This window comes from candidate division KSB1 bacterium (assembly GCA_024655945.1).
Classification (GTDB): domain Bacteria; phylum Zhuqueibacterota; class Zhuqueibacteria; order JANLFK01; family Oleimicrobiaceae; genus Oleimicrobium.
Genome location: JANLFK010000008.1, coordinates 1 through 22,208, shown reverse-complemented (window position 1 = coordinate 22,208; position 22,208 = coordinate 1). Strand labels below are relative to the sequence as shown.

Below are 22,208 nucleotides of genomic sequence, written 5' to 3'. Positions count from 1 at the left end.
CTTTCTTCCACAGCCCTCACCCGGCGTCCGGACACTTGCGACTTTCGGCTGCCGGTCAAGTGAGAGCATCACAAACAAAAGCCCGAACGTACCTACTTTGCCGCTCCGACGTTCGGGCTTTCCTTACGCGCTCCATTCTGCTCCAGCCGTTCCGTTCCGGGGTGAAAAGACCGGCGTCTCAAGAGCATTCGCCACACCGGCAGGACCATGGCTGCTGGCGCAGCACGTTTCCCCTCTGCTAACGTTGCAAGTGTTGTACCCTCCTGGCCATACGTTTGCAAATCGCCTGGTAGGACGGGGGAGGACCCGTTCGGACTCTCTTCCCATCGATGTACAGCGCGTCACTGATCCCCCATTCCAGCAGGGCCGGGCGCTCAGAAGTGTCGATGGTGACGAAGTTGACGGCTTCGCCGCAAGCGGCCGCCGCCCGCCGCGCGCGCTCGTAGGTGAGGTTGTACGCCGGGCACCAGCCGCTGAGGAACGCCACAACCTCTACCCGATCGCTACCAGCGACTGGCTCTTTTCTCTTGCGCAACCAGCGGGGCGGCGTGGCTTCAGGCGCAAACGGCTTCCATAGCAGCGTCTGCAGGCCCATGCGATCTGCGGGTCGATAGCCATGCCTCTTGAACCACGAGGCCTTCATCCAGAAGGGGAGAGCCAAACCCCAGGCGGCCGTCCCCTGTGCGCCTTTAGCCCGCGCTTCCTCCTCTGCAGCTCCCAATAGCGCGCTGCCGATGCCCTTATGCTGCCAGTTGCCCACCCCCTTGTCCTTGTAGCCATGCACCCAAATGCACGGGATGAAGTAGAGGCCGCTGCCCTCCACCCAAGTGTGCTCGATGGGTAGATACTGCACCATGCCCACCACCTGGTCGCCTTCCAGTGCCAGTTTCACCCCCAGCTCCTTGGGGCGCATGCGCGCGTATCATGTGGCCTTGTGCGGGCCCGCCTCCGCCATCTCCTCCAACCAATCCTCCAAGCAGCAGAGGTGACTGGGCAGGAATCGTTCGCTGAGTTCGACAATGGTCATTGGGGCTTCCTCCCTGTGCTTCCCCGTGTCGGTGTGGTTGCAGGCCCGCGCGGGGAGTTGTTCGCGAACCTCCGCTTCTGAGGTCTGGGTCAGAGTGTGCGCCTGCCGGTCCTGTGTCGACGAGGCCGCTTGGGCGCCGGTTCCACCAGAGTAAAGTCCACCAGGCGCTGGTTCTGGTCCACTCTGGCCACGCGCACCATGAGCACGTCGCCGGCGCGGAACACACGTCCCTGGCGCTGGCCGATCATGGCGTGGCGCGTGGTGTCGTGCACGTAGTAGTCGTCGCCGAGCTCCGTGACATGAATCAGGCCCTCCACCAACAGGTCAGGCAGCTCCACGAAGACGCCGAACGGTACAATGCGCGACACGACACCCTTGAAGGTCTCGCCTACGTGCTCGGCCATGTACTCGACCTGCTTCATCTTCACCGATTCGCGCTCTGCCTCTTGCGCCACCACTTCGCGCTCCGAAGCCAGACGGCAGTCGGCCTCCAAGGCCGTGCGATCGATGCTGGCCATCACTTCTGGCACCGGGCGGCGCTGGTAGTCCTTAAGCGGGCGATGCACCATGAGGTCCGGATAGCGACGGATGGGCGAGGTGAAATGGGTGTAGTGCTGATAGGCCAGTCCAAAGTGCCCGATGTTTTCGGTGGAGTAGCGGGCCTTCATCATGGCGCGCAACATGGCGTCGCGAATGATGGGTTCCGCCTCCAGGCCTGTGGCCTGCGCCAAGAGCTTCTGGAAGAAGCGTGGCGTCAACCGTGTCGGCTCTTGGGCGAGCACGCCAAAGGCGGCGGCAAAGCTCAGGAACTCGCTCATCTTCTGGCGATCGGGCTTTTCATGGATGCGGTAGACAAAGGGCGGGTCAACCTCGTGGTCGCCCTGTCGGCGGAGGAACACGCCCACATGGCGGGCCACCGTCTCGTTGGCCAGGAGCATGAACTCCTCGATGAGGCGGTGGCTATCCAGGCGCGGCCGCGGGCGAATTTCCACTGGTCGGCCGGCTTCATCCAGGATCACCTGCACCTCGGGCGCATCCAGGTCGACGCTGCCACGGCGCTGGCGTTTGGCGATGAGGGCGTGGGACAGGGCGCGCATCTCCTGCAGCACCGGTGTTAATGGGTCGGTTGCCCGGCCGTCCAAGAGCTCCTGCACCTGCTCATAACTGAAGCGCCGCCTGCTGCGGATTACCGATTCGTGAAACTGGTAGCGCACCAAATCGCCGGCAGGGGTGAGCTCCATGAGGACGCTGTAGGCCAAGCGGTCCCGGTCGGCCACCAAGCTGCACAACTCGCTGGAAAGACGCTCTGGCAGCATGGGGATGGCGCGGTCCACCAGGTAGACCGAGGTGCCGCGGCGGCGCGCCTCGCGGTCAATGGCCCCTCCTGGGCGCACGTACCAGCTCACGTCGGCAATGTGCACGCCCAGCAACAGGTGGCCGTTCTCCAGCTTCTCCAACGAGACGGCATCGTCAAAGTCCTTGGCATCTGGCGGGTCGATGGTGAAGAGCACGGTCCCGCGCAGGTCACGGCGACGAGCTATCTCCGCCTCGGGTATGCGGGCGGGAAGCGCAGCCGCTTCTTGTTCCACCTCAGGCGGAAACGACTCGGACAGGTCAAAGGCGCGCGCCACAGAGAGGACATCGACGCCCTTCTCATTGGGGAAGCCAAGCACTTCGACGATCCTTCCCTCCGGATTGAGCTTTTCGTGCTCCCAATTGGTGATTTGCACGACTACCTTCTGCCCTGGCTGCGCTCCCATCGCGTCCGAGTCGTGCACGAAGATGTCGTGGGGGATTTTCAGCTCGTCAGGAACCACGAACCCCAACTTGCGCCCCCGTTTGTAGGTGCCGACGATATTCTGGCGCGCGCGCGACAAGACCTCCACGATTTTGCCTTCTGGGCTGCGGCCGCTGCTCTGCGCAAACAGACGCACTCTGACCCTGTCCTGGTGCAACGCCAGGCCCATATTGCGCTCGCTGACAAAGATGTCTTCGCCGCCGTCGTCCCGGACGACGAACCCATAACCCTGCGTCTTGACGCGCAGCACGCCAACTGCCTCTTGCGCTGCTCGCCCGCGGCCATAACGGTTCCGTGGGTATTTGACGATGGTGCCGTTGGCCACCAGTTGGCGTAGAGCGGCACGCAGGAGGTGATAGCGGTCCTGGGTCACCCCGAGCCGTTTCGCAATGTCCTTCGCTTTGAATGTGCGTTGTAGCTCCTGGCCGAGCAATGCCTCGACCTGAGCGGTGATACTGTCTTGATTGGTCACGATTAAGCCTCTTCTTCCGTGTGTGCTTGGTGAGGGGGTAGCGCCATTGTTGCGCCTCGATGCGGTATACACAGACGCCCCAAACCTTTACCTGCTCGAATAAATATACGCAATTTGCCTGGTGTTGGCAAGCGAAAATTCCTGAGGCTCGCGCGACAAGTTTCTCCTTGCTTTTCTCGCGCGCATTTCGTAGAATGTTGCGCACAGGCGAGGTCAAAAAGGAGGGGAGGCAAGATGAGCTGGCTGTTGGCTTTCGTCCTCCTCACGCTTGCAGGAAGTGGAGAAGAGGAGCCGTTCATGCGTGCAGACTACCCCATCCGGCCGGTGCCGTTTAGCCAGGTGCAGGTCAAGGGTGGCTTCTGGGGCAAACGCCTGGAGATCAACCGCACGGTCACCATTCCCTTGGCATTCCGCCACTGCCAGGAGACCGGGCGCATCGACAACTTTGTGAAGGCGGCAGGACAGATGCCTGGCCCATTCCGCGGCCTGCATTTCGACGACTCGGACGTGTACAAGGTGATCGAAGGCGCCTCCTACTCCCTGGCCGTGCAGCGCGACGAGAAGCTGGAACGCTACCTTGATGAGCTCATCGCCAAGATCGCCGCTGCCCAGGAAGCGGACGGTTATCTGTACACCGCCCGCACGGTTGACCCGGAAAACCCGCCGGAGGTCGCCGGCCCAACGCGTTGGTCGAATCTCAAAGATAGCCATGAGCTGTACAACGTCGGACACCTCTACGAGGCAGCCGCGGCGCATTTTCAGGCCACAGGCAAGCGCACGCTGCTCGACGTGGCGCTCAAGAATGCCGACCTGTTGGTCAGAACCTTTGGTCCCCGCGGGAGACACCAGGTCCCCGGACACCAGGAGGTGGAAATCGGCCTGGCAAAGCTCTGCCGCGTGACCGGTGAGCGCAAGTACCTGGAACTTGCCAAGTTCTTCCTCGAGCAGCGTGGCAGGGGAGAAGGGCGCGCGTTATACGGCACTTACTACCAAGACCATCTGCCGGTGCTGCAACAATACCAGGCGGTCGGGCATGCGGTGCGCGCCCAGTACATGTACGCGGGCATGGCGGATGTGGCCGCGCTCTCCGGCGACAGTGCCTACTTGCCACCGCTCGAACGTCTTTGGGAAAACGTCGTGGGCAAGAAACTCTCCATGACCGGCGGCGTCGGGGCGCGTCGTCACGGCGAGAGCTTCGGCGATGACTATGAGCTCCCCAACAAGGAGGCCTACAACGAGACCTGTGCCGCCATTGCCAACGCCCTGTGGAATCACCGCATGTTCCTGCTCCATGGCGACGCCAAGTATATCGACGTGTTGGAGCGCGTGCTCTACAACGGTTTTCTCCCCGGTGTCTCTCTCGGCGGCGATCTTTTCTTCTACCCGAACCCCGTTGCCTCCGACGGTGGGTACCGACGCAGCCTGTGGTTCGAGTGCGCCTGCTGTCCGAGCAATGTGACGCGCTTTTTGCCGTCAATCCCCGGCTTTGTTTATGCCACGCGCGGGCGGTCCCTCTATGTGAACCTCTTGCTGCCGAGTGTGGCGCGCGTGGAGCTGGGTCAGGATCTGGTGACGATCGAGCAAGACACGGACTATCCGTGGCAGGGCGACCTCACTTTGAAGGTGGGCGTGCAGAAGGAGACGCACTTTGCCCTGCAGGTCCGGGTACCAGGATGGGCGCGCAGTAAGCCGGTGCCCAGTGACCTTTATCGCTATCTGGAGGAAAGGCCGGCGGGTCTGTCGCTCAAAGTGAATGGGCAGCCCTGGGTAGGCGAGTTGCGGCAGGGCTTTGCGGTGATTGATCGGACGTGGGCGCCCGGCGACGTGGTGGAACTGCACATCGCCATGCCGGTGCGGCGCGTGCTGGCTCACCCGCAGGTGCGCGCCGATGTGGGACTGGTGGCCATCGAGCGCGGGCCGGTGGTGTACTGCCTGGAGGAAGTGGACAACGGTGCCAAAGTCTCTTCCCTCGCCTTGCCCGATGATGCGGAGCTGACCAGCCAGTTCCGCCCAGAGCTCCTCGGCGAAGTTGTCGTCGTGCGGGCACGGGGCCTGGTCGGGGAGGGGAAGGCGCGCGAGGTCATGCTCACGGCCATCCCCTACTTCGCCTGGGCAAATCGCGCCGATGGCAGTATGAGCGTGTGGATCCGCCGGAAATGAGGCGTGTCCGGCACAATGCGGGGCTCGACTTCGCGGCGTAGAGGTCTTTGTTTCCGGCGCGCCACCCGGCGAGTGCAGCCCGGGGGTGCCGGTCCAGTGAGGGAAGACCTCACCTTCGTTTGGTAACGGTTTGGATAGGAGTGGTGGACCAGGAGGCGTTCCCTGTGCTCCACCACCTGATGGTGTAGCAGGTGCAATTGGTGAGCAAAGTTCGATTACCCGTCCTCGCGCTCGGTCTGGTCGTGGGCCTGGCATTTGCGCCTGAGGCGTGCGTTGGCCAGATAGTGATTCGCGGCCAGATTGTCGACGCCAACTCGCAGCGCGCCGTGCCCTATGTCAACGTCATGCTCAAGGACAGGCCGGTGGGCGTGAGCAGCGACGCGGCTGGCAGGTTCGTGCTCTCGGTGCCCGAGGCAACTGCGGTGGTGGTATTTCGGCACATCAACTACGAAGTGCTGGAGTTGTCGGCCGACGCCCTGCTGCGCACGCCGCAGGTCTACTTGCAGCCCAGGGTCATCCCGTTGCCGGCAGTGGAGGTGCAGGCACCGCGGGAACGGCTGGCAGCAACTGCTGATCTTCCCTTGGCCACCGCACGTATCCTGCGCCAGCAGTTTGACCTCAGGGGGTTTGTGGACGCCGGCGACCTCTTGCACACGGTGCAGAGCGTGCAGGTGGACGAGGTGCTCAGCGGTCGCAAGAGGGTCTCCATCCGTGGGGGCAACGCCGACGATGTGGCCATCCTCTACCACGGCGTTAAGCTGAACAGTGGCTTCGACAACACCTTCGACCTCTCGCTTCTGGACCTGGCCGACGTCGAACAGGTGGAGCTTATCAAGGGCAGCAACGCGGCGTTGCTCGGCGCCGAGGCCTTTTCCGGGGTCATCAATCTGGTGCCTCGCCTTGAGGAGGACCACAATGTGCGCTTCTTCCAGCGGGTGGGCACCTACGATTCGGGCACCTGGGGCTTAGCCGGTTACGGGCGGCGAGGCAGCGCGCGGCTGGCTGGGATTTACCGCGCCTCGGCAGCCACAAGGCACCTTCAGGGGAGCGTGGCACCCCGCGACCGGCTGGAGAACAGCGGCCAGCAACTGACCGTGCACGGGCGCTACGGCTTCTCGCCGGCCACGGCGGGAGAAGGCGAGAATCTCCTCTTGGCCCTCTACCTGAACGCGCGGGCCGACTATGCCAATATGCCCACCGGCGAGGCCTTGGGGCAGCGGAACCAGCTCCTGGCTTTCCACTACAACGGCCCCATTGGGGCGCTGCATGGGCTCGACCTGACGGCTGCCCACCATGCCTTGGAGCAGACCCAAGAGATTGCCGAGGTGAGCAGCGCGTTGCGGCGCACGGTGCAGGACCGCGCACTCCATCTCCATGTGCAGAAGAAGTGGAGCTTTGGTGGCGGGGACGCAACCATAGCATATCAGCGGGAGCAAGACTGGTTGGATTTTGCCGACCGCAGAGAGAGCTTGGCGACTCCTTCTTCGCGTCAGGAGACGGCGGCTTTGGTGCGCACACGCCACGGCGGCGTAGCGATTGCCCGATTTCGGCTCCCTGGCGGCTCTGAGCGATTGGAACGCGTCGATTTCGACGTAGCTCTCCGCCACGACCATGTGTATGACCGCTGGCAGGTGGCAATGGTGGGGCAGAGCCTTTCTTTGGGCACTTTCACGTATAGCACCATACGGTTTGGCAGTCGCTTCGCAGGTCGCCACGGCCAGTTCGCCTACGGTGTTTTCATGAACATTGGCAACAACGTGCGCTTCCCCTCGTTGGCGCAGCTCATCAGTAGGGCGCGCCTGCCGGGGCAAAGTGAGCGCCTCGCACCTGAGCGCAACCGCGGCATGGAGCTTGGTCTGAATGTGGCCCGCGACATGGGCGTCGGGCCGCTGGCACATGGCTGGGAGATGGCCATCAGCTATTTCCAGAATGACTACACCGAGAAGATTCGCGAGTATGTCACCGTCGGCATGCCGCTGGCCTTTTACGACAGCGTGCCTACGGCGCGCATCGCGGGGTTCGAAGGCCGAGCGGCGCTCTACCTCCTGCGGAAGAAGTTGACTGTTGAAGGGCAGGCGTGCCAGTACTTTATCTCGGAGCGAGCTGCCTTTCCGTTCCATTCCGAGGCGACCCGCAGCCTTGCGGCAGAGCTGCATCACGCCGGCTATGCGGTGCGCGTGCGCTGGTTTGCCGAAGGGGAACAGGAAGGCTGGATCCGCGATGGCAGTGGAGGCATGGCGCAGCTCATATTGCCCGCACGCACCGACCTCGACCTGCACGCCAGCAAGACCTGGCAGTTGTGGCGCGTGCGGTTGTCCCTGTCGGTGAGCCTGCGCAACCTGCTCAACGACCGAGTCGTACTGGAGGGCCTGGCCCTTCGCGACAGGCGATATTATCTCACCGCTGCGGTTGAGTACTAACATGCAGAGCCGCCGCCGAGTAATGGCCAGCTTCTGTTGTTTCGTGAGAGCAGGGGAGGGTGAAAGGCCTCGGCCCATGCGGCAATGGCGCCTTTTCCTTCTCGTGTGTGCAGTGGCAAGTAGCTGTACGCACAATCCCTTTGGGGACGACCAGATAGAGGCGCCCGGTGCGGAGATCCGGGGGCAGGTATTGCTCCAGGATGGCTCCTCGCCAGAAGGCGTGTATGTGTGGCTTGAGCACTTTGCCGCAGGTACCTGGACAGACGGGCGGGGGGAATTTCGCCTTTTTCTGTCGACCACGGGCGCGCAAGCCGGCACAGGGGTGACCGGGAGCTTTCGCCTTTTCTTCTACCTCGGCAACTACGCGCTGCGGACGGCTGAGGTGGTGCTCCGCAACGGCATGATAGTGCCGGGATATGGGGACATCGACGCGGAGGGGGCCCTGCGGCGGCCCGTGATCCTGCCCAGGTTGTTGAGCGTGACAACCGAGGTGCAGCCGGACTCCTTTCCGCCGGCTGTCGGAGGCGATGTCTCTCCGGGAAGCTTTCAGGGCACGACAATTGTGGTCACCGTGACGCTGCGCGCCGATATGGACAGCCTGCCGGTGCTGCTGCCCAACCGCCGGGCTGGCCCGGCGGCGCTGCTTCTCATCCGGGGGCTTGACCCTGGAAGCAATGTGCAGCTCATCCCGCAGGAGAGCCTTGGGGCCCTGCTGGCGCCGTTGGTTCCGGATACAATCACCCCTGAGGGGCGCTCCTGGAGCGGAGGGTTCTACCTGGCCAAAGGTGCCCTGCCGGCAGGAAGGTACGAAGTGGTGCCCTATGTGCTCGTCCCGCAAAGCTCGCTCCCCGATGAGCTGCTGGCGAGTCTTGGCGTCACGTCCACGCCGGGGGTGAGTTACCTGAAATTGCCCTTCAAGCGCCGGCAGGGGGTTCTCACTGTGCTGAGATGAGAAATTGCCTTGCGCAACACCAGGGCGGCGTTTCGAGAGACAAGAGTGCTGAGGAGTTGAACGGAAACGGGAGGTGAAAGGAACATGCGTGTGAAAGTCTGGATGGCGATGGCGGCGCTGGGCCTGTTTCCAGCCTTTGTGCTGGCAGGGGGCATCTCGTTCGAGCGCTACCACAACTACGACGAGCTCACCACGAGCCTGAAGCAACTGGCAGCCACCCATCGCGACCTCGTCGAGCTGCAGAGCATCGGCCGCAGCAGGGAGGGGCGCGAGCTGTGGGTGGTGCGGCTGGCGGCCAAGGGTGGCGACCCAGACCGCCGGCCAGCAGTGCTGGTGGTCGCCAACATGGAGGCCAACCACCTCGTCGGCAGTGAGGTGGCCCTCTACACGATCGAGCATCTGGTAACCACCTGTGCGGGGAATGACTCGGTCCGTTCCCTGCTGGAGAAGCGGACCTTCTACCTGGTGCCGCGCCTGAACCCCGACGGTGCCGAGACGCTGTTCGGCAAAGCGGTGTGGGCGCGCACCACCAACGCCACGCCCTGGGATGACGACTTTGATGATGTGGCCGATGAAGACGGCCCAGAGGACCTGAACGGCGATGGGCTCATCACACTGATGCGGGTCAAAGACCCGGAGGGGGACTATCTCCCTGATCCGGCAGAACCTCGGCTGCTCAAGGTGGCCGACCGGGCAAAGGGTGAGAGGGGAGTCTACAAGGTGTACACCGAAGGAGTGGACAACGACGGCGACGAGCAGTATAACGAGGATGCTGCCGGCGGCGTTGACCTCGACATGAACTTCCCCCACGCCTATCCGGAACATACCCTGGGCGCCGGGCTGCATGCCCTCAGCGAGGTGGAAAGCAGAGCGCTTGTCGACTTTGTCTTAGCGCACCGCAACATCGCCGTGATTCTTGCCTACGGAGCCTACGACAATCTGCTCACGCCACCGCAGGCGCGTGCCACCGGAGAACGGGAACAGGAGCCAGACTTTGCGCAATTCGCCGGCGGCCGCCGCGGCTTTGAGTTTCCCTCCGGGATGACTCGCGGGCAGATGCGCCGCATGTTCGAGCGCAAGGCGCCCACCGCAGTGCTGAGCCAGGACGTGCCCTACTTCCAGGAGGTGAGCAGGCGGTACAAGGAGCTGGTGGGCATCGATGAGGATCGGGCAAAGGAGAAGCCCAAGCCACGGGGTGCCTTCTACGAGTGGGGCTATTTCCAGTACGGCGTGCCCTCCTTCTCGGCGAAGGTGTGGACGCTGCCGGAGATGAAGGAGGAGCGTCCTGCTCGCCAGCGAGAGGCGGCCCCCGATAGCATGCGCCGGCCTGAGCGGAGGCGCGAACTCATGGGCGAGCCGCTGGGGCCGCGCGGCCGGGAGCGGCGAAGCGAGGAAAGCGACGATGTCATATGGCTGAAGTGGGCGGACAAGGAGCTCGGCGGCAAAGGATTCGTCCCCTGGACGCCCTACAAACATCCGACTTTGGGTGAGGTCGAGATAGGTGGTCTGGACCCGCTCCTGAAAATCAATCCGCCACCGGCGCGCATCGCCGAATTGGGACGCACGCACGCCAAGTTCGCCATGTGCCTGGCTGAGCTTTGCCCGGAGATCGCCATTGCCAAGACGGAAGTGAAGGCCCATGGCGGCGGCGTATTCACCATCAAGGCGGAGGTGGAGAACAAGGGCTTTTTCCCCACTGCACTCACACAAGGGGTGCGCTGCCTAGGGGTGAAGCCCACCTTGGTCAAGCTCACCCTGGAAAAAGGCGAGCTCCTCACCGGCTCTGGCGTGGTGAGGTTGCCGACACTGGAAGGCTCCGGCAAACGAGAACGCTACGAATGGCTGGTCAAGGCAACGCCAGGCAGTAAGGCTCGCCTCGAGGTGATCTCGGAAAAAGCTGGTCAGGCATATCAGGACATCATCGTCCGCTAACAGGCGGAGCAAGGCAATAGGAGCAGAGAGCAATGAGAAGACCGAATCTTTTGGCGGCGCTCATCTGTGCTGCCCTCTTCTGGGGGGCATCCCCCGTGACTTTCGTGTTTGGGCAAGCCAAGGCCCACAAGGTGAACCTTGCGTTTAACCGGTACTACAGCTACGAGCAGTTGACGGAGGCGCTAAAGACACTGCAAAAGGCCTACCCCAAATTCCTCTCCCTGAAATCCATCGGCAAGAGCTATCAGGGGCGGGATATCTGGGCGATGACCATCAACAACCCGGACACCGGCCCGGAGATGGCCAAGGCGGCCATGTACATCGATGGCAACATCCACGGCAACGAGATCCAGGGCGGCGAAGTCTGCTTGTACACCATCTGGTACCTCATGGAGAACTATGGCGCTCTCGACAAGGTGACCGGACTGGTGGACCGCCGGGTCTTTTACATTCTCCCCACGGTGAACCCAGACGGCCGGGCATGGTGGTTCGACCAGCCCAATACCTCCAGCTCTTCGCGCAGCGGCCTCAAGCCCACCGACAACGACAACGATGGCCTGTACGATGAGGACGGCTATGACGACCTGGACGGCGACGGGGAAATCCTGCAAATGCGCAAGAAGGTGCCCTACGGCGACTACCGCGTCAGCTCGCAGGATCCGCGACTCATGGAGCGAGTCGAGCCTGGGCAAGTGGGGGACTATATCATGCTGGGCCTGGAAGGGATCGACAATGACGGCGACGGACGCATCAACGAGGACGGACCAGGCGGGTACGACCCGAACCGCAACTGGCCTACCGACTGGCAGCCCAACTACATTCAGAGCGGCGCAGGCGACTATCCGCTTTCCCTGCCGGAGAGCCGGGCTGTGGCTGAGTTTGTTCTGGCCCACCCCAACATCGCGGGCGTGCAAGCCTATCACAATTCCGGGGGGATGATCCTGCGTGGCCCCGGCGCCGAGGAGCGCGGTGACCCGCCCGGCGCCGACCTGCGCACCTATGACCTCATCGGCCAGAAGGGCGAGAAGATCCTCCCGTTCTATCGTTACCTCACCATTTGGAAAGACCTGTACACCGTGCACGGCGGCTTCGTGAACTGGACCTACGAAGGGCTGGGCATCTTTTCGTTCACCAATGAGCTGTTCAGCACCAGGCCGTATTTCGGGGAGGCGGAACAAGGGGACGAGCAGAGGCCGCGGCGTCGGGGCGCAGAAGCCGACAAACGCCGTCTGGAGTTCAACGACCTTGTGGAGTTAGGTGCGATGTTTGTCCCGTGGCATCCCTACAAACACCCCACCTACGGTGACATCGAGATCGGGGGGTGGCGCAAGTGGAGCAGCCGCGTTAACCCGGGATTCTTGCTGGAAGAGCTCTGTCACAGGAACTGTGCCTTCACCCTTTACCATGCCGATCAGCTGCCACTGGTGGAAATCCGCGAGGTGGAGCGGAGCTCATTGGGCGAGGGTCTGCACAGAGTGCGCGTCACGCTGGCCAACACGCGCGCCATTCCTACCATCTCCCAGCAAGCAGCGCGGCGCAAGCTGCAGCGCCCCGACTGGGTGACTATTTCCGGCAAGGGTTTGAAGGTCATCTCTGCCGGTTTTGTGCGCGACCGCTACTTGGGGCCGGTGGAGCCGGTGCCACGCCATCCGGAGAAGGTGCGCCTCACCTCCGGCATCGGCGGGTACGATGACGTGCAGATTGAATGGGTCGTGCAGGGCAAAGGCACCGCAGTCATTCGCTTTGAAGGCCTGAAGGCTGGCATCGCTGAGAAGCAGATAGTGCTCTGAGGCGCAAACCCGAAACTGCCGCTTATGAGCGGACTTTGGCCTTGTCGTCCTCAGGGGATTTTGCTATATTGCAGCTGGCAAAGGTCACTGTGAGAGTGGGTGAGAAGAGGAGTGCCAGAGCAGGTCGACATTGTGCTGTCTAGCTACAACCGGGCCCACCTCATCGAGCGGGCCATTGCCTCCGTGCGCGGGCAGACGTATCGGCACTGGCGGCTGCTGGTGGTAGACGACGGCAGCACTGACCACACGCGCCGCCTGATGGCGGCGTTGCTCGCGGAGGACGAGCGCATCGCCTACCTGCCGCTGCAACACGGCGGGCTGGCGCAGGCGCGCAACGCGGGCATTGCCCACAGCAGCGCCCCTTTCCTCACCTTCATCGACGCCGACGATGAGTACTTGCCCGAGCATTTGGCGGTGCGCGTCGCCTACCTGGTCTCGCACCCGGAGGTGGACCTGCTCCATGGCGGCGTGGAGCTGCTGGGAGACGAACGCGATCACTACGTGGTGGACGCGCGCGACCCATCGCGCCTCATTCACTTGCGGGACTGCTGCATCGGCGCCACCCTTTTCGGCAAAAGGAGCGTCTTCGTCGCTCTCGGCGGCTTGAGATTGCTCCCGTACTCCTCTGAGTCGGACTTCTTAGCCCGCGCCGAACAGCGTTTCCGCGTGGTGAAGGTGGAGTGGCCGACCTACCGCTACCACTTGGAACCAGAAGACCGCACGTGCAAGATCGTGCGCCGTTCCCCGGAATCGCTTTCGGCCCCCAAGACCGGCGAGGTGTAGGTTATGGTGTACATTACGCGCAAGGCTTCGTTCAGCGCGGCGCACCGGTTGCATAACCCGCAGCTGAGCGACGAGGAAAACAGGCAGGTCTATGGCGTGTGCAACAACCCCATGGGGCATGGTCACAACTACACGGTGGAGGTCACGGTATGCGGTGAGCCAGATCCGCACGACGGCATGGTGCTCGACCTCGGCGCGCTCGGCCACCTCGTCGAGGAAGAGCTCATCAAGAAGGTGGACCACAAGTTTCTCAACTATCAGGTGGACTTCCTGCAAGGAGTCATCCCCACGGCTGAGAATTTGGCAAAGCGCTTTTGGGAAGTGCTCTGCGACAAGTTGCCGCGCGGCCGACTCTACGAGGTGCGCGTGCACGAGTCCGAGCACAATAGCGCATTCTACAGAGGAGAGTGACTGCATGGCGGAGAGGATCCGGGACCTGGTGGATGCCATGTTGCGTGCATTGGGCGAAGACCCCTCGCGCCCGGGCCTGCAAAGGACCTCAGAGCGGGTGGAGAAGGCACTGACCTTTCTCTCTCAGGGCTACGCGCAGGATCCCGAGGAGATCTTACAAAAGGCCATCTTTGACGAACGCTACGACGAGATGGTCATCGTCAAGGATATCGAGGTCTTTAGCCTGTGCGAGCACCACATGCTCCCCTTTTTCGGGCGATGTCACGTGGGCTACCTGCCCAAGGGGAGGATCGTGGGTGTGAGCAAGATTCCCCGCGTGGTCGACGTGTATGCGCGGCGGCTGCAGTTGCAGGAGCGCCTGACCACGCAGATCGCCGATGCCCTCTGGAGGCATCTGGAGCCATATGGCGTGGGAGTGGTCATCGAAGCGCGCCACCTGTGCATGATGATGCGCGGTGTGGAGAAGCAGAACTCGGTGATGACCACCAGCGCCATGCGCGGCGTGTTCCAGAGCGAGCGCGCCACCCGCATGGAGTTCATGGAGCTCATCCGCAGCCACGGAGCATAGCCGATGAGGGGTAGCGAGTCTGGAGCAGTCGGTGAGGGGAGCATTGCCTGGGTCACAGGGGCAGGGCGAGGCATTGGGCGGGCGGTGGCCGAAGCTTTGGCCCAGCGCGGCCTGCGCGTTGTGCTCTCGGCGCGCACTGCGGCGCAGATTGAGGCAGTGGCCGCCGCCATCAACGGCGCGGGGGGAAAGGCGCTCTCCATTGCGGCAGACGTGACCAAGCCCGATGAGCTCACAGCGCTGGTGGCCCAAGTGCGCGAGGTGTGGGGGGAAATCGACATCCTGGTGAACAACGCCGGCGTCTGGCGCTTTACCGAGGTGGCGAAGACCAGCCTGGAGGAGTGGCAGGAGCAGATTGCCGTCAACCTCACCGGGGCATTTCTCTGCACCAAGGCGGTCTTGGAGGGGATGCTTCGCCGGGGCAGCGGCCATATCATCAACATCATCTCGGTGGCGGGCAAGAGGCCTTACGCGCGTTGTGCCGCCTATTGTGCGGCAAAGTATGGCCTGCTCGGCTTCACCGAGGTGCTGCGCATGGAGGTGCGCAAGCAGGGGATACGCGTCACGGCTGTTTTTCCTGGGGCAACGGACACGCCAGGCTGGGGGGCGGAAGACGAGCGCCGGGCCCTGATGATGCGCCCGCAAAGCGTGGCCCAGGTAGTAGTGGCAGCTTGCTTTGCCCCTCCAGACGTCATGCCCGAAGAGACTGTGCTGCGGCCGGTGCCGGGTGACCTGTAGACCACTACGCAGAGCCAGCACGGGAAAGGGAGGCTTGTGGAACAGCCGGATGCGTGGAAGGGATATCGGGGCAGGGCGCGCGCCAAGCTTCGGGAGACCAACGTGCACGTCTGGAGCGACGTGGTCCTTCACTCCACCAAAGGAGACTTTAAGGGCATCATCTTGCCCAGGAGTGAAAATGCCGACGACGAGCATATCGTGCTCAAGCTGCACAGCGGCTACAATCTCGGCATTCATGTGGACAACGTGGTGAGCATCGAAGAGGTCGGCTACAAGGAGGCGCACTATCGCATCCCGGAGCGGGAGTTTCCGCACGATGACGCCAAACCGGATGTGACCCTGCTCGGTACCGGCGGTACCATTGCCAGCCGCCTGGACTATCGCACAGGCGCCGTGATCCCAGCCTTCACGCCCGGGGAGCTCTACGGAGCCGTGCCCGAGCTCGCCGACATCTGCAACTTGAAGACCACCAAGCTCTTTGGTGTGTTCAGCGAAAACATCGAGTCGCACCATTGGATCACCATCGCCAATGTCATCGGCGAGGAGATCCGCAACGGGGTGGACGGCATCGTCATTGGCCACGGCACCGATGTGATGCACTACACGGCTGCTGCGCTCACCTTCATGGTGCAGAAGCCGCCCGTGCCCATCGTCATGGTGGGCTCGCAACGCTCCAGCGACCGCCCGTCCAGCGATGCGGCCCTCAACCTGATCAACGCGGTGCGCACTGCTGCCTATGGCGACATCGCCGAGGTGATGGTGTGCATGTTCGGCCCCACCAGCGACCAGTACGACCTGCTCCACCGCGGCACCCGCGTGCGCAAGATGCACTCCAGCTACCGCAACACCTTTCGCACCATTGGCGACATTCCCTTGGCCATGGTGTGGCCGGCCCGCTTTCAGTACTTGACCGACGACTACCAACGCCGCCGCCAGGATCGGGGGGTGCTGATCGACGCCGTGTTCGAAGAGAAGGTCAGCATCGTGTACTACTACCCAAACATGATGCCCGACATCATCGATTCGCTCACCGACCACGGCTACAAGGGCATCGTGATTGCCGGCACCGGAATGGGGCACGTCAACCGCAAGATCAACCAGGCGCTCAAGCGGGCCATCGACAAGGGAGTCACGGTGGTCATGACCGTGCAGACGTTGTGGGGCTACGTGCAGATGTACGTGTACGACACCGGCCGCGACCTGCTGGACTTGGGCATCATTCCGCTTGGCAATATGTTGCCGGAGACTGCCTACTGCAAGCTCGGCTGGGTGTTGGCGCACACCACCGAGCCGGAGAAGGTCCGCCAGATGATGCTCACGCCCATCAACCACGAAACTACCGAGCGTGAGCCCATCAACGGCTATCTCATCCTGCAGGGTGGGATTCCGGAGGTCGAAGAGTTTCTCCGTCGGGTGAGGAAATGAGGCGCGGGCCGGGGCCCTGTTCAAGAGTGCTGGCTGCCGGTTCGCTGGCCATTGCCATTGCTTTGGCGGATTGTCCTGCTTGCCTAGCCGGTCTGCTCTTGGGCGTGCGCGGCATTGGCGGAGGCGGCTTGATGTCCGCTTTCCGCCGGCACGACACCAACAAACTCTGCAACGGCAGCGCAGGCATCTGGGGAGAAAAGAGGCTGGCACCCTTGGCTTCCCTGCTCTGGAGGTGAACTATACCACCATGGGGGGCGTGCTTCAGGACAAGGCCATGTACGGCAGCGAGGGCGTATACGCCTACGATTTTACGTTGCGCTGGGCGTTCATCGAGGTGCCGGTGATGCTGGCCTTCGAGGTGCCACTCGCCAGGGGGCTGAAGGGCGTGTTTTTCTCTGGCCCCGCGCTGCTGCTGTATCAGCGTGACCTGTGCAGGATGCACAAGGGAGAGTACCTGCACCCGTGGGAGCCCGGGGAGCGATGGGAGTACATATGGCTCTATGAGTACCGCCCTCTTGAGCTTCGCCGCAAGCGGTGGGGCTACCACATCGGCATTGGCCTCCGCAGCACTGCAGGCTTGCTCTCGGCCGACTACTTCCAGTTGGACGGCGAGATCGCTGACATGGTGACCTCTATCTACCGCGTGGACCGGCGGGTACATGGTCTGCGCCTGATGGTGCGCTGCGACCTGGCCCGCATTTTCTGCCGGGGGAACCGACCATGAGAAGCGGCCTGGCTTGCACCATGTGCGCACTCGCCCTGTGCTTGCCAGCCTTGCTGCAGGCACAAAGCGGGATGACGGTCAAGTCCGGGTGGAGCGTTTCGGCGTTTCGCGACCGCGACCACTCCCTCAATCCGGGTGTGGTTCTGGCAGTGGAGAAAGAATGGTCCTTGCGCGCGCGCACCTCCCTGTCGCTGGAGATCGCCTATGTGACCCGGGGCGGCCTTTTCAGAGATAAACTGGTGGGAGCCTGCTCTGTGGGCACACCGCTCACGTGGCGCTCGCAGGTCTGCTCAATGGGCTTTGTCGAGCTTCCCCTCCTCTGCCGGTTTCAGCTCAAGCCATCGGCGAGGTGGAAATGGCAATTGGTCGGCGGCATGTCGCTGGCGCTGGCAGTGCACGACAACACGGAGGTGCTCCGCTCCCAGGAGATCCCCAACTCCTACGACCCATTGACCGGCAGGCCCGTTGTGTTACCGGATTACGTCTGGGACGATGGTAGGCTGTTTTCCCCGGCGGAAAACTCTACATTCGTGGCTCATGCACGGCTCAGTCTCAAGAGGGGTTTCTACCACCTCGAGCTCCGTTACGCTCGCCCTCTGGGTGGTCGGTCACAGGCCGGGGGTGTTGACCTTGACGGCAAACCTTACCATGCCTTGGGCATCACGCTTGGGGTGTGGCTCCCCAAGAAGGCGCCGAGGCTGGACAGCAAAACGAGGGAGTGACATGACAGGAAACATCCCGACCTTCCTTGTGCAGGCGAAGACCTTGCCCGAGACCTGGGAGAACGCCGTGCTGAAGTGCTGGCACGACGGGGTGGACATCCGCACCGAGTACGACAAACCCGAGGACCCTCCCAGCAAGGACTGCACCATGGTGATGGTGGTGGAGGACCCTTTCGCCGAGCCACGTATCCATCGCGCCTTCCCAGGCGGCCTGGAGGACCTGGAGATCTATCGTCAGGAAGTGGTGGAAGGCGTGCACGACCACTGGATCTGCCCAGAGGAGGGCAAGTGGACCTACACCTACCACAAGCGCCTGTTTGCCTATGAGATGGAAGGGGAGGTTATCGACCAGATCAACTATCTGATCGAGAAGCTGGCTGCGGTCGGCTATTCTCGGCGGGCCCAGGCCATCACCTGGAACCCCAAGACCGACCCGCCCACCTACGACCCGCCATGCCTGCAAAGGGTATGGTGCAGGATGCTGGCCGACGAGGGCGGTGACCTGGTGCTGAACATGAACACCCACTGGCGCTCGCGGGACGCCTACAAGGCGGCTTACATGAACATGTTCGCGCTGACGGACCTGCAACGCGCGATTGCCGAGCGCTTGGCGGAGAGGCTGGGCAGGCGGGTCAAGGTCGGGCGCTATGTGGACATTGCCGACAGCTTCCACATCTACGGCAGCTATTTCTGGGAGTTTGCCGGGTTCCTGCGGAGCGTCAAGGAGCGCAGCTTCGCCGAGCGCACTTGGCACTCGGATTTTGCCCAACCAATGTTCGAAGAGGCCCGTCGGCGCCTGGCCGCAGAGAAAAAGTAGGAGCCGCCTGCAAAGGCCTTTCTATGGAGACGGATAGGGCGAACAAGGATGAGGTATGCCATGGAATGCAAGAACTTTGCAAAGAATATGGAGCGCTGCAACTGTTCGTATGAACCGTGCCCGCGCAAGGGTTACTGCTGCGAGTGCCTTCTCTATCATCGCCGCATGAATGAGTTGCCCGCCTGCTTCTTTCCTGATGAGGTAGAACGCACCTGGGATCGGTCGCTGCGCAGGTTTCTCTCACTGCAACGATGACCCGCGACAAGGCGAAGGCTTTCACCAGCATCGTCTTTGACCTGGACGGGACGCTGTTGGACACCGCGCCCGATGTGCACCTCTGCTCGAACCTGGCCTTGCGCGCCATGGGACTGCCGGAGATCTCCCTGGCGCAGGCGAGGGCATCCATCGGGCCTGGACCGGACAATTTTGCACGCGTCACCCTCGGCGAAGAAAACATGCACCGGTTCGGCGAGTTCATCGCGCTGTTTCGCCAGCTGTACAGTGACCGCTGCCTGGTCAGCACGCGCCCTTTTCCCGGTGTTATGGATATGCTGCAAAGCCTGCAGGGTCATCGTCTGGTCGTGGCCACTAACAAGCCGGGGCCGTACACGAAGCGCATTCTTGCCGGATTGAACATGGAGCCTTACTTCGACGTGGTGATCTGTCCTGAGGAGGTGACACATCTGAAACCGCATCCGGAGATGATCCTGACGGCCATGGCGCGCACCGCCGCGACTCCGGAAACCACCCTGGTTGTGGGGGACACCGACAACGATATCATTGCCGGCAAGGCCGCCGGGGCCCGCACGTGCGCGGTGACCTGGGGCTATGGGCCGCGCGCGACGTTGGAATCCCTCGGGCCGGACTTTGTCATCAGCCGGGCCGCAGAGCTCTTCAGCCTCCTGCGCCGAAGGCAGGGTGGCGATGATATTCGTCAAAGGGACTGAAGAGCCCTGGCGAGCTCGCGTGCAAGACACTGGCTGATGCTTGTTCCTGCGGCCGACTCCTGAGAGGCCTTGAGTCTGGGGGAGGTTGACTTCGGGCAGGCCCTGCGCCTAACGATTGTGTTCGGCCGCCGACATCCTGGCGCAGAGATTTCCGGGGCCCTTCTCCCCGTTTGTGCCATGGCTAACGAGTGTGCTGCGGAGGAAAGCGAAGATGGAAGAGGAAGGCTCAGTCTCTTGTCATGCGGAAATTGAACCGGGTAGGACATTGCCGACCTATGAGGGGTGCATTGTCTGCGGCAGCCGCCAGGCAAATGCAGCCACGCTGGGACTGAAGTTTGTGACGGATGAGCAAGGGGTGCACGTGGAGTGTGTTCCCTCGGAGATATACTCCGGTTACAAGGGGGTGGTGCATGGCGGCATCATCTGCGCGCTTCTGGACGAAACGATGGGCTGGTCGGTGGCCGTGGTGCGCAAGAAGTACTTTGTCACAGGCGAGCTGCACGTGCGTTTCCTGCGCCCCTTGCCGGTGGGACTGCGGGTCACGGTGCGCGGTCGGCCGGTGGCGCATCATCAGCGTTACTCGGTGGCCGCAGGCGAAATCATCGGCCCGGATGGCAAGGTCCATGCCGAGGCAACCGGCAAGTTCTACGTCATGCCCGATGATAAGGCTAGACAGGTGCGCGAGTACCTGACCTTTGCACCGGGGGACTGGGACTTCTTGGGGGAGGAGGAATGAGGTGCCTGACTCTCAGTGGGCGCTCATAGTCCTCGAGTGCCGACGGGAATGCGTGGCCTGACCCAGTGGGCGAGTCGCGAGCGCCTCGCTTTTCGAAATTCCGGGGAGGCTCCAAACTTCGCAGGGGTTACCAGGTGGCGCCCGCAGCATCGGCACTTTTCTGCAGCGGTTGCCAATTCGTAGCCGAGTCGTGAGGTGCTCCTTGGCTCACGGCCCTGGTCCTCAGGGCGGGCTGAAGAAGTGGCATGCGGCGCAGATCTGAGTGAGGGGCCATTAGTGATTACGCCCTAACGTTCCCGAGCTTTGCGAAGCCCAGCCCTCTATTCGTTTTGATTTTACCTCTAAACCACCGAATTTACCAATAACCGTATTTCTACCTTTCAGCCATAGTTTATGGGTTAGAGGGCTGGGTTTGGACGAACGAAGTGAGCCGCAAAGCCCGTGTTAGGCGAAACGGCGGCCAAGAAAATTTTTGCGGCTTGCTCTTTTTACTTTATCTCAAAATCAATCAACTCAAGAAGCTCGCCCAGTTTCACTTGCATCCCGGGGACTTCCTTAGAAACCCAGTATTCTTTGTCCCCTTCTTCATCTATTTCACCCTTAAATATTGTAAATATTGTACACTTCACCTTCTTATCTCCTACAGTAAACTCTTTTTCTCCAGCATACTCCCATACCACTTTTGCCTCTTTTTCTCCTTCATCTTGCTGTGATGCTTTAACAACCCCGCGATCGAACAAAAACGGCACCTCATCAGAAAGCCATATTTTCGCAGTGTACTTTTCCTTTACATCCTCATATTCAATAACCTTACATCTAAATTTTTTACCAGCAAGGGTTATATCTTCCTCAGATGTCTTAATAACCTTAATTTGCCCTTCTTCTTCCTTGGGTTTCAGTGAAAGATGCTCTTCTACTGAAGATGAAGGCATACCAGGTATTTCTGTTTCTGTTACTACTACAACCTCCTCTGCAGTCTTGCTTTTCAAGGTTTTCTTTATTACCGCTTCCATTTCTCCCATTCTCATCTTATACTTCACCCAACTTCCTTCTTTAAAGTTAACCCAACATGCACCTGGCTTTTCACGCGGTATCTCCTGACTAAAAGCAAGAGTAGGAAAAAGGACTGCGATTGTGACCAATGCCACCATTATTGTTGCGATTTTGCCTTTCATGACTTACCTCCTTCTGTTTTTGGGTGGTGTTATTCACCGATTCTCCTCCAATCAAACCGAGCGATTTTATCCCACCCTCAATAAAACGCTCCGCATCTGATTGGATTCCCCTCATCCGTCTTAACATCACCTCCTTTCTTTGCCGCCGCTTCGCCTAACGTGTGCACAAACAATGCAGTATTTTTGCGAACATATAAAAACCGAATTGAAAGTAAGCAAAAATATTGAGTCACAATAATTCATCATAATGAAGCAACATTGTTTGTGCTGTTAGTTGCATTTGCCCATCACCTCAGTAAGACAAGTTTCTTCGTCTCGACAAACGAACCAGCTTGCAAACGGTAGAAATACACACCGCTCGGCAAACCTGCCGCATTCCATTGTCGTGCATACATTCCAGCAGACAACTCCTCTGAAATGAGAGTCGACACTTCTCTTCCCAAAGCATCAAATACTTTCAGTATTACAAACGACTTCGATGGAAGACTAAAGGAAATAGTCGTCGCTGGATTAAACGGGTTCGGAAAGTTTTGACCAAGACTGAAATGAATCGGCAAGCCAGTTTCGGGCCCTTTCACTGAGGTAATCATCTCCGACAACGGCCGTCTCCACAC

General features: G+C 61.2%; 20 protein-coding genes. 16 read left to right on the top strand and 4 right to left on the bottom strand.

The window, feature by feature from the left end:
- Positions 1-238: 238 nt before the first annotated feature.
- Positions 239-892, bottom strand: coding sequence for a GNAT family N-acetyltransferase (locus tag NUW13_10810; GenBank protein MCR4439513.1), 654 nt, complete (start codon positions 890-892; stop codon positions 239-241).
- 224 nt (positions 893-1,116) lie between these two features.
- Entirely contained in the window at positions 1,117-3,297 is a 2,181-nt protein-coding gene (rnr, locus tag NUW13_10805; GenBank protein MCR4439512.1) for a ribonuclease R, read from the bottom strand.
- 234 nt (positions 3,298-3,531) lie between these two features.
- Here rnr and NUW13_10800 point away from each other — a divergent pair, with 234 nt between their 5' ends.
- From NUW13_10800 to NUW13_10725, 16 genes are all read left to right on the top strand, one after another.
- Positions 3,532-5,457, top strand: a complete 1,926-nt coding sequence (locus NUW13_10800) for a glycoside hydrolase family 127 protein (GenBank protein ID MCR4439511.1) — start codon at positions 3,532-3,534, stop codon at positions 5,455-5,457.
- A 200-nt stretch (positions 5,458-5,657) separates the two neighbouring features.
- Complete coding sequence (locus NUW13_10795; GenBank protein MCR4439510.1) at positions 5,658-7,877, top strand: TonB-dependent receptor; 2,220 nt, start codon at positions 5,658-5,660, stop codon at positions 7,875-7,877.
- Positions 7,878-7,989: 112 nt separating this feature from the next.
- Complete coding sequence (locus NUW13_10790; protein ID MCR4439509.1) at positions 7,990-8,829, top strand: hypothetical protein; 840 nt, start codon at positions 7,990-7,992, stop codon at positions 8,827-8,829.
- Positions 8,830-8,913: 84 nt separating this feature from the next.
- Entirely contained in the window at positions 8,914-10,761 is a 1,848-nt protein-coding gene (locus NUW13_10785) for a M14 family metallopeptidase (GenBank protein MCR4439508.1), read from the top strand.
- Positions 10,762-10,793: 32 nt separating this feature from the next.
- Entirely contained in the window at positions 10,794-12,551 is a 1,758-nt protein-coding gene (locus NUW13_10780) for a M14 family metallopeptidase (GenBank protein ID MCR4439507.1), read from the top strand.
- A gap of 99 nt (positions 12,552-12,650) precedes the next feature.
- Entirely contained in the window at positions 12,651-13,334 is a 684-nt protein-coding gene (locus NUW13_10775; GenBank protein MCR4439506.1) for a glycosyltransferase, read from the top strand.
- A gap of 3 nt (positions 13,335-13,337) precedes the next feature.
- Positions 13,338-13,745, top strand: coding sequence for a 6-carboxytetrahydropterin synthase (locus NUW13_10770; protein ID MCR4439505.1), 408 nt, complete (start codon positions 13,338-13,340; stop codon positions 13,743-13,745).
- A gap of 4 nt (positions 13,746-13,749) precedes the next feature.
- On the top strand, positions 13,750-14,313 hold the full coding sequence (gene folE, locus NUW13_10765; protein MCR4439504.1) for a GTP cyclohydrolase I FolE: 564 nt from the start codon (positions 13,750-13,752) through the stop codon (positions 14,311-14,313).
- 3 nt (positions 14,314-14,316) lie between these two features.
- A complete protein-coding gene (locus NUW13_10760) occupies positions 14,317-15,048 on the top strand; it encodes an SDR family oxidoreductase (protein MCR4439503.1) in 732 nt (243 codons plus the stop codon).
- A gap of 36 nt (positions 15,049-15,084) precedes the next feature.
- Positions 15,085-16,473, top strand: coding sequence for a Glu-tRNA(Gln) amidotransferase subunit GatD (gatD, locus tag NUW13_10755; protein ID MCR4439502.1), 1,389 nt, complete (start codon positions 15,085-15,087; stop codon positions 16,471-16,473).
- 247 nt (positions 16,474-16,720) lie between these two features.
- Complete coding sequence (locus NUW13_10750) at positions 16,721-17,197, top strand: hypothetical protein (GenBank protein ID MCR4439501.1); 477 nt, start codon at positions 16,721-16,723, stop codon at positions 17,195-17,197.
- Positions 17,194-17,919 (top strand): PorT family protein, encoded by a 726-nt coding sequence (locus tag NUW13_10745; protein MCR4439500.1) that lies wholly within the window; start codon positions 17,194-17,196, stop codon positions 17,917-17,919. Before NUW13_10750 ends, NUW13_10745 begins: the two co-directional genes overlap by 4 nt.
- Position 17,920: 1 nt before the next feature.
- Positions 17,921-18,736, top strand: coding sequence for a thymidylate synthase (locus NUW13_10740; GenBank protein MCR4439499.1), 816 nt, complete (start codon positions 17,921-17,923; stop codon positions 18,734-18,736).
- 60 nt (positions 18,737-18,796) lie between these two features.
- A complete protein-coding gene (locus NUW13_10735; protein ID MCR4439498.1) occupies positions 18,797-18,991 on the top strand; it encodes a DUF6485 family protein in 195 nt (64 codons plus the stop codon).
- Positions 18,988-19,683: an HAD-IA family hydrolase gene (locus tag NUW13_10730; protein ID MCR4439497.1), complete on the top strand. Its 696-nt coding sequence runs from the start codon at positions 18,988-18,990 to the stop codon at positions 19,681-19,683. Before NUW13_10735 ends, NUW13_10730 begins: the two co-directional genes overlap by 4 nt.
- 211 nt (positions 19,684-19,894) lie before the next feature.
- A complete protein-coding gene (locus NUW13_10725) occupies positions 19,895-20,419 on the top strand; it encodes a PaaI family thioesterase (GenBank protein MCR4439496.1) in 525 nt (174 codons plus the stop codon).
- Between the two features lie 488 nt (positions 20,420-20,907).
- Here NUW13_10725 and NUW13_10720 read toward each other — a convergent pair whose 3' ends face one another.
- Positions 20,908-21,594, bottom strand: a complete 687-nt coding sequence (locus NUW13_10720; protein MCR4439495.1) for a hypothetical protein — start codon at positions 21,592-21,594, stop codon at positions 20,908-20,910.
- Positions 21,595-21,881: 287 nt separating this feature from the next.
- Positions 21,882-22,208 (bottom strand): T9SS type A sorting domain-containing protein (locus NUW13_10715; GenBank protein MCR4439494.1); only part of this gene is annotated, 327 nt, incomplete at its 5' end.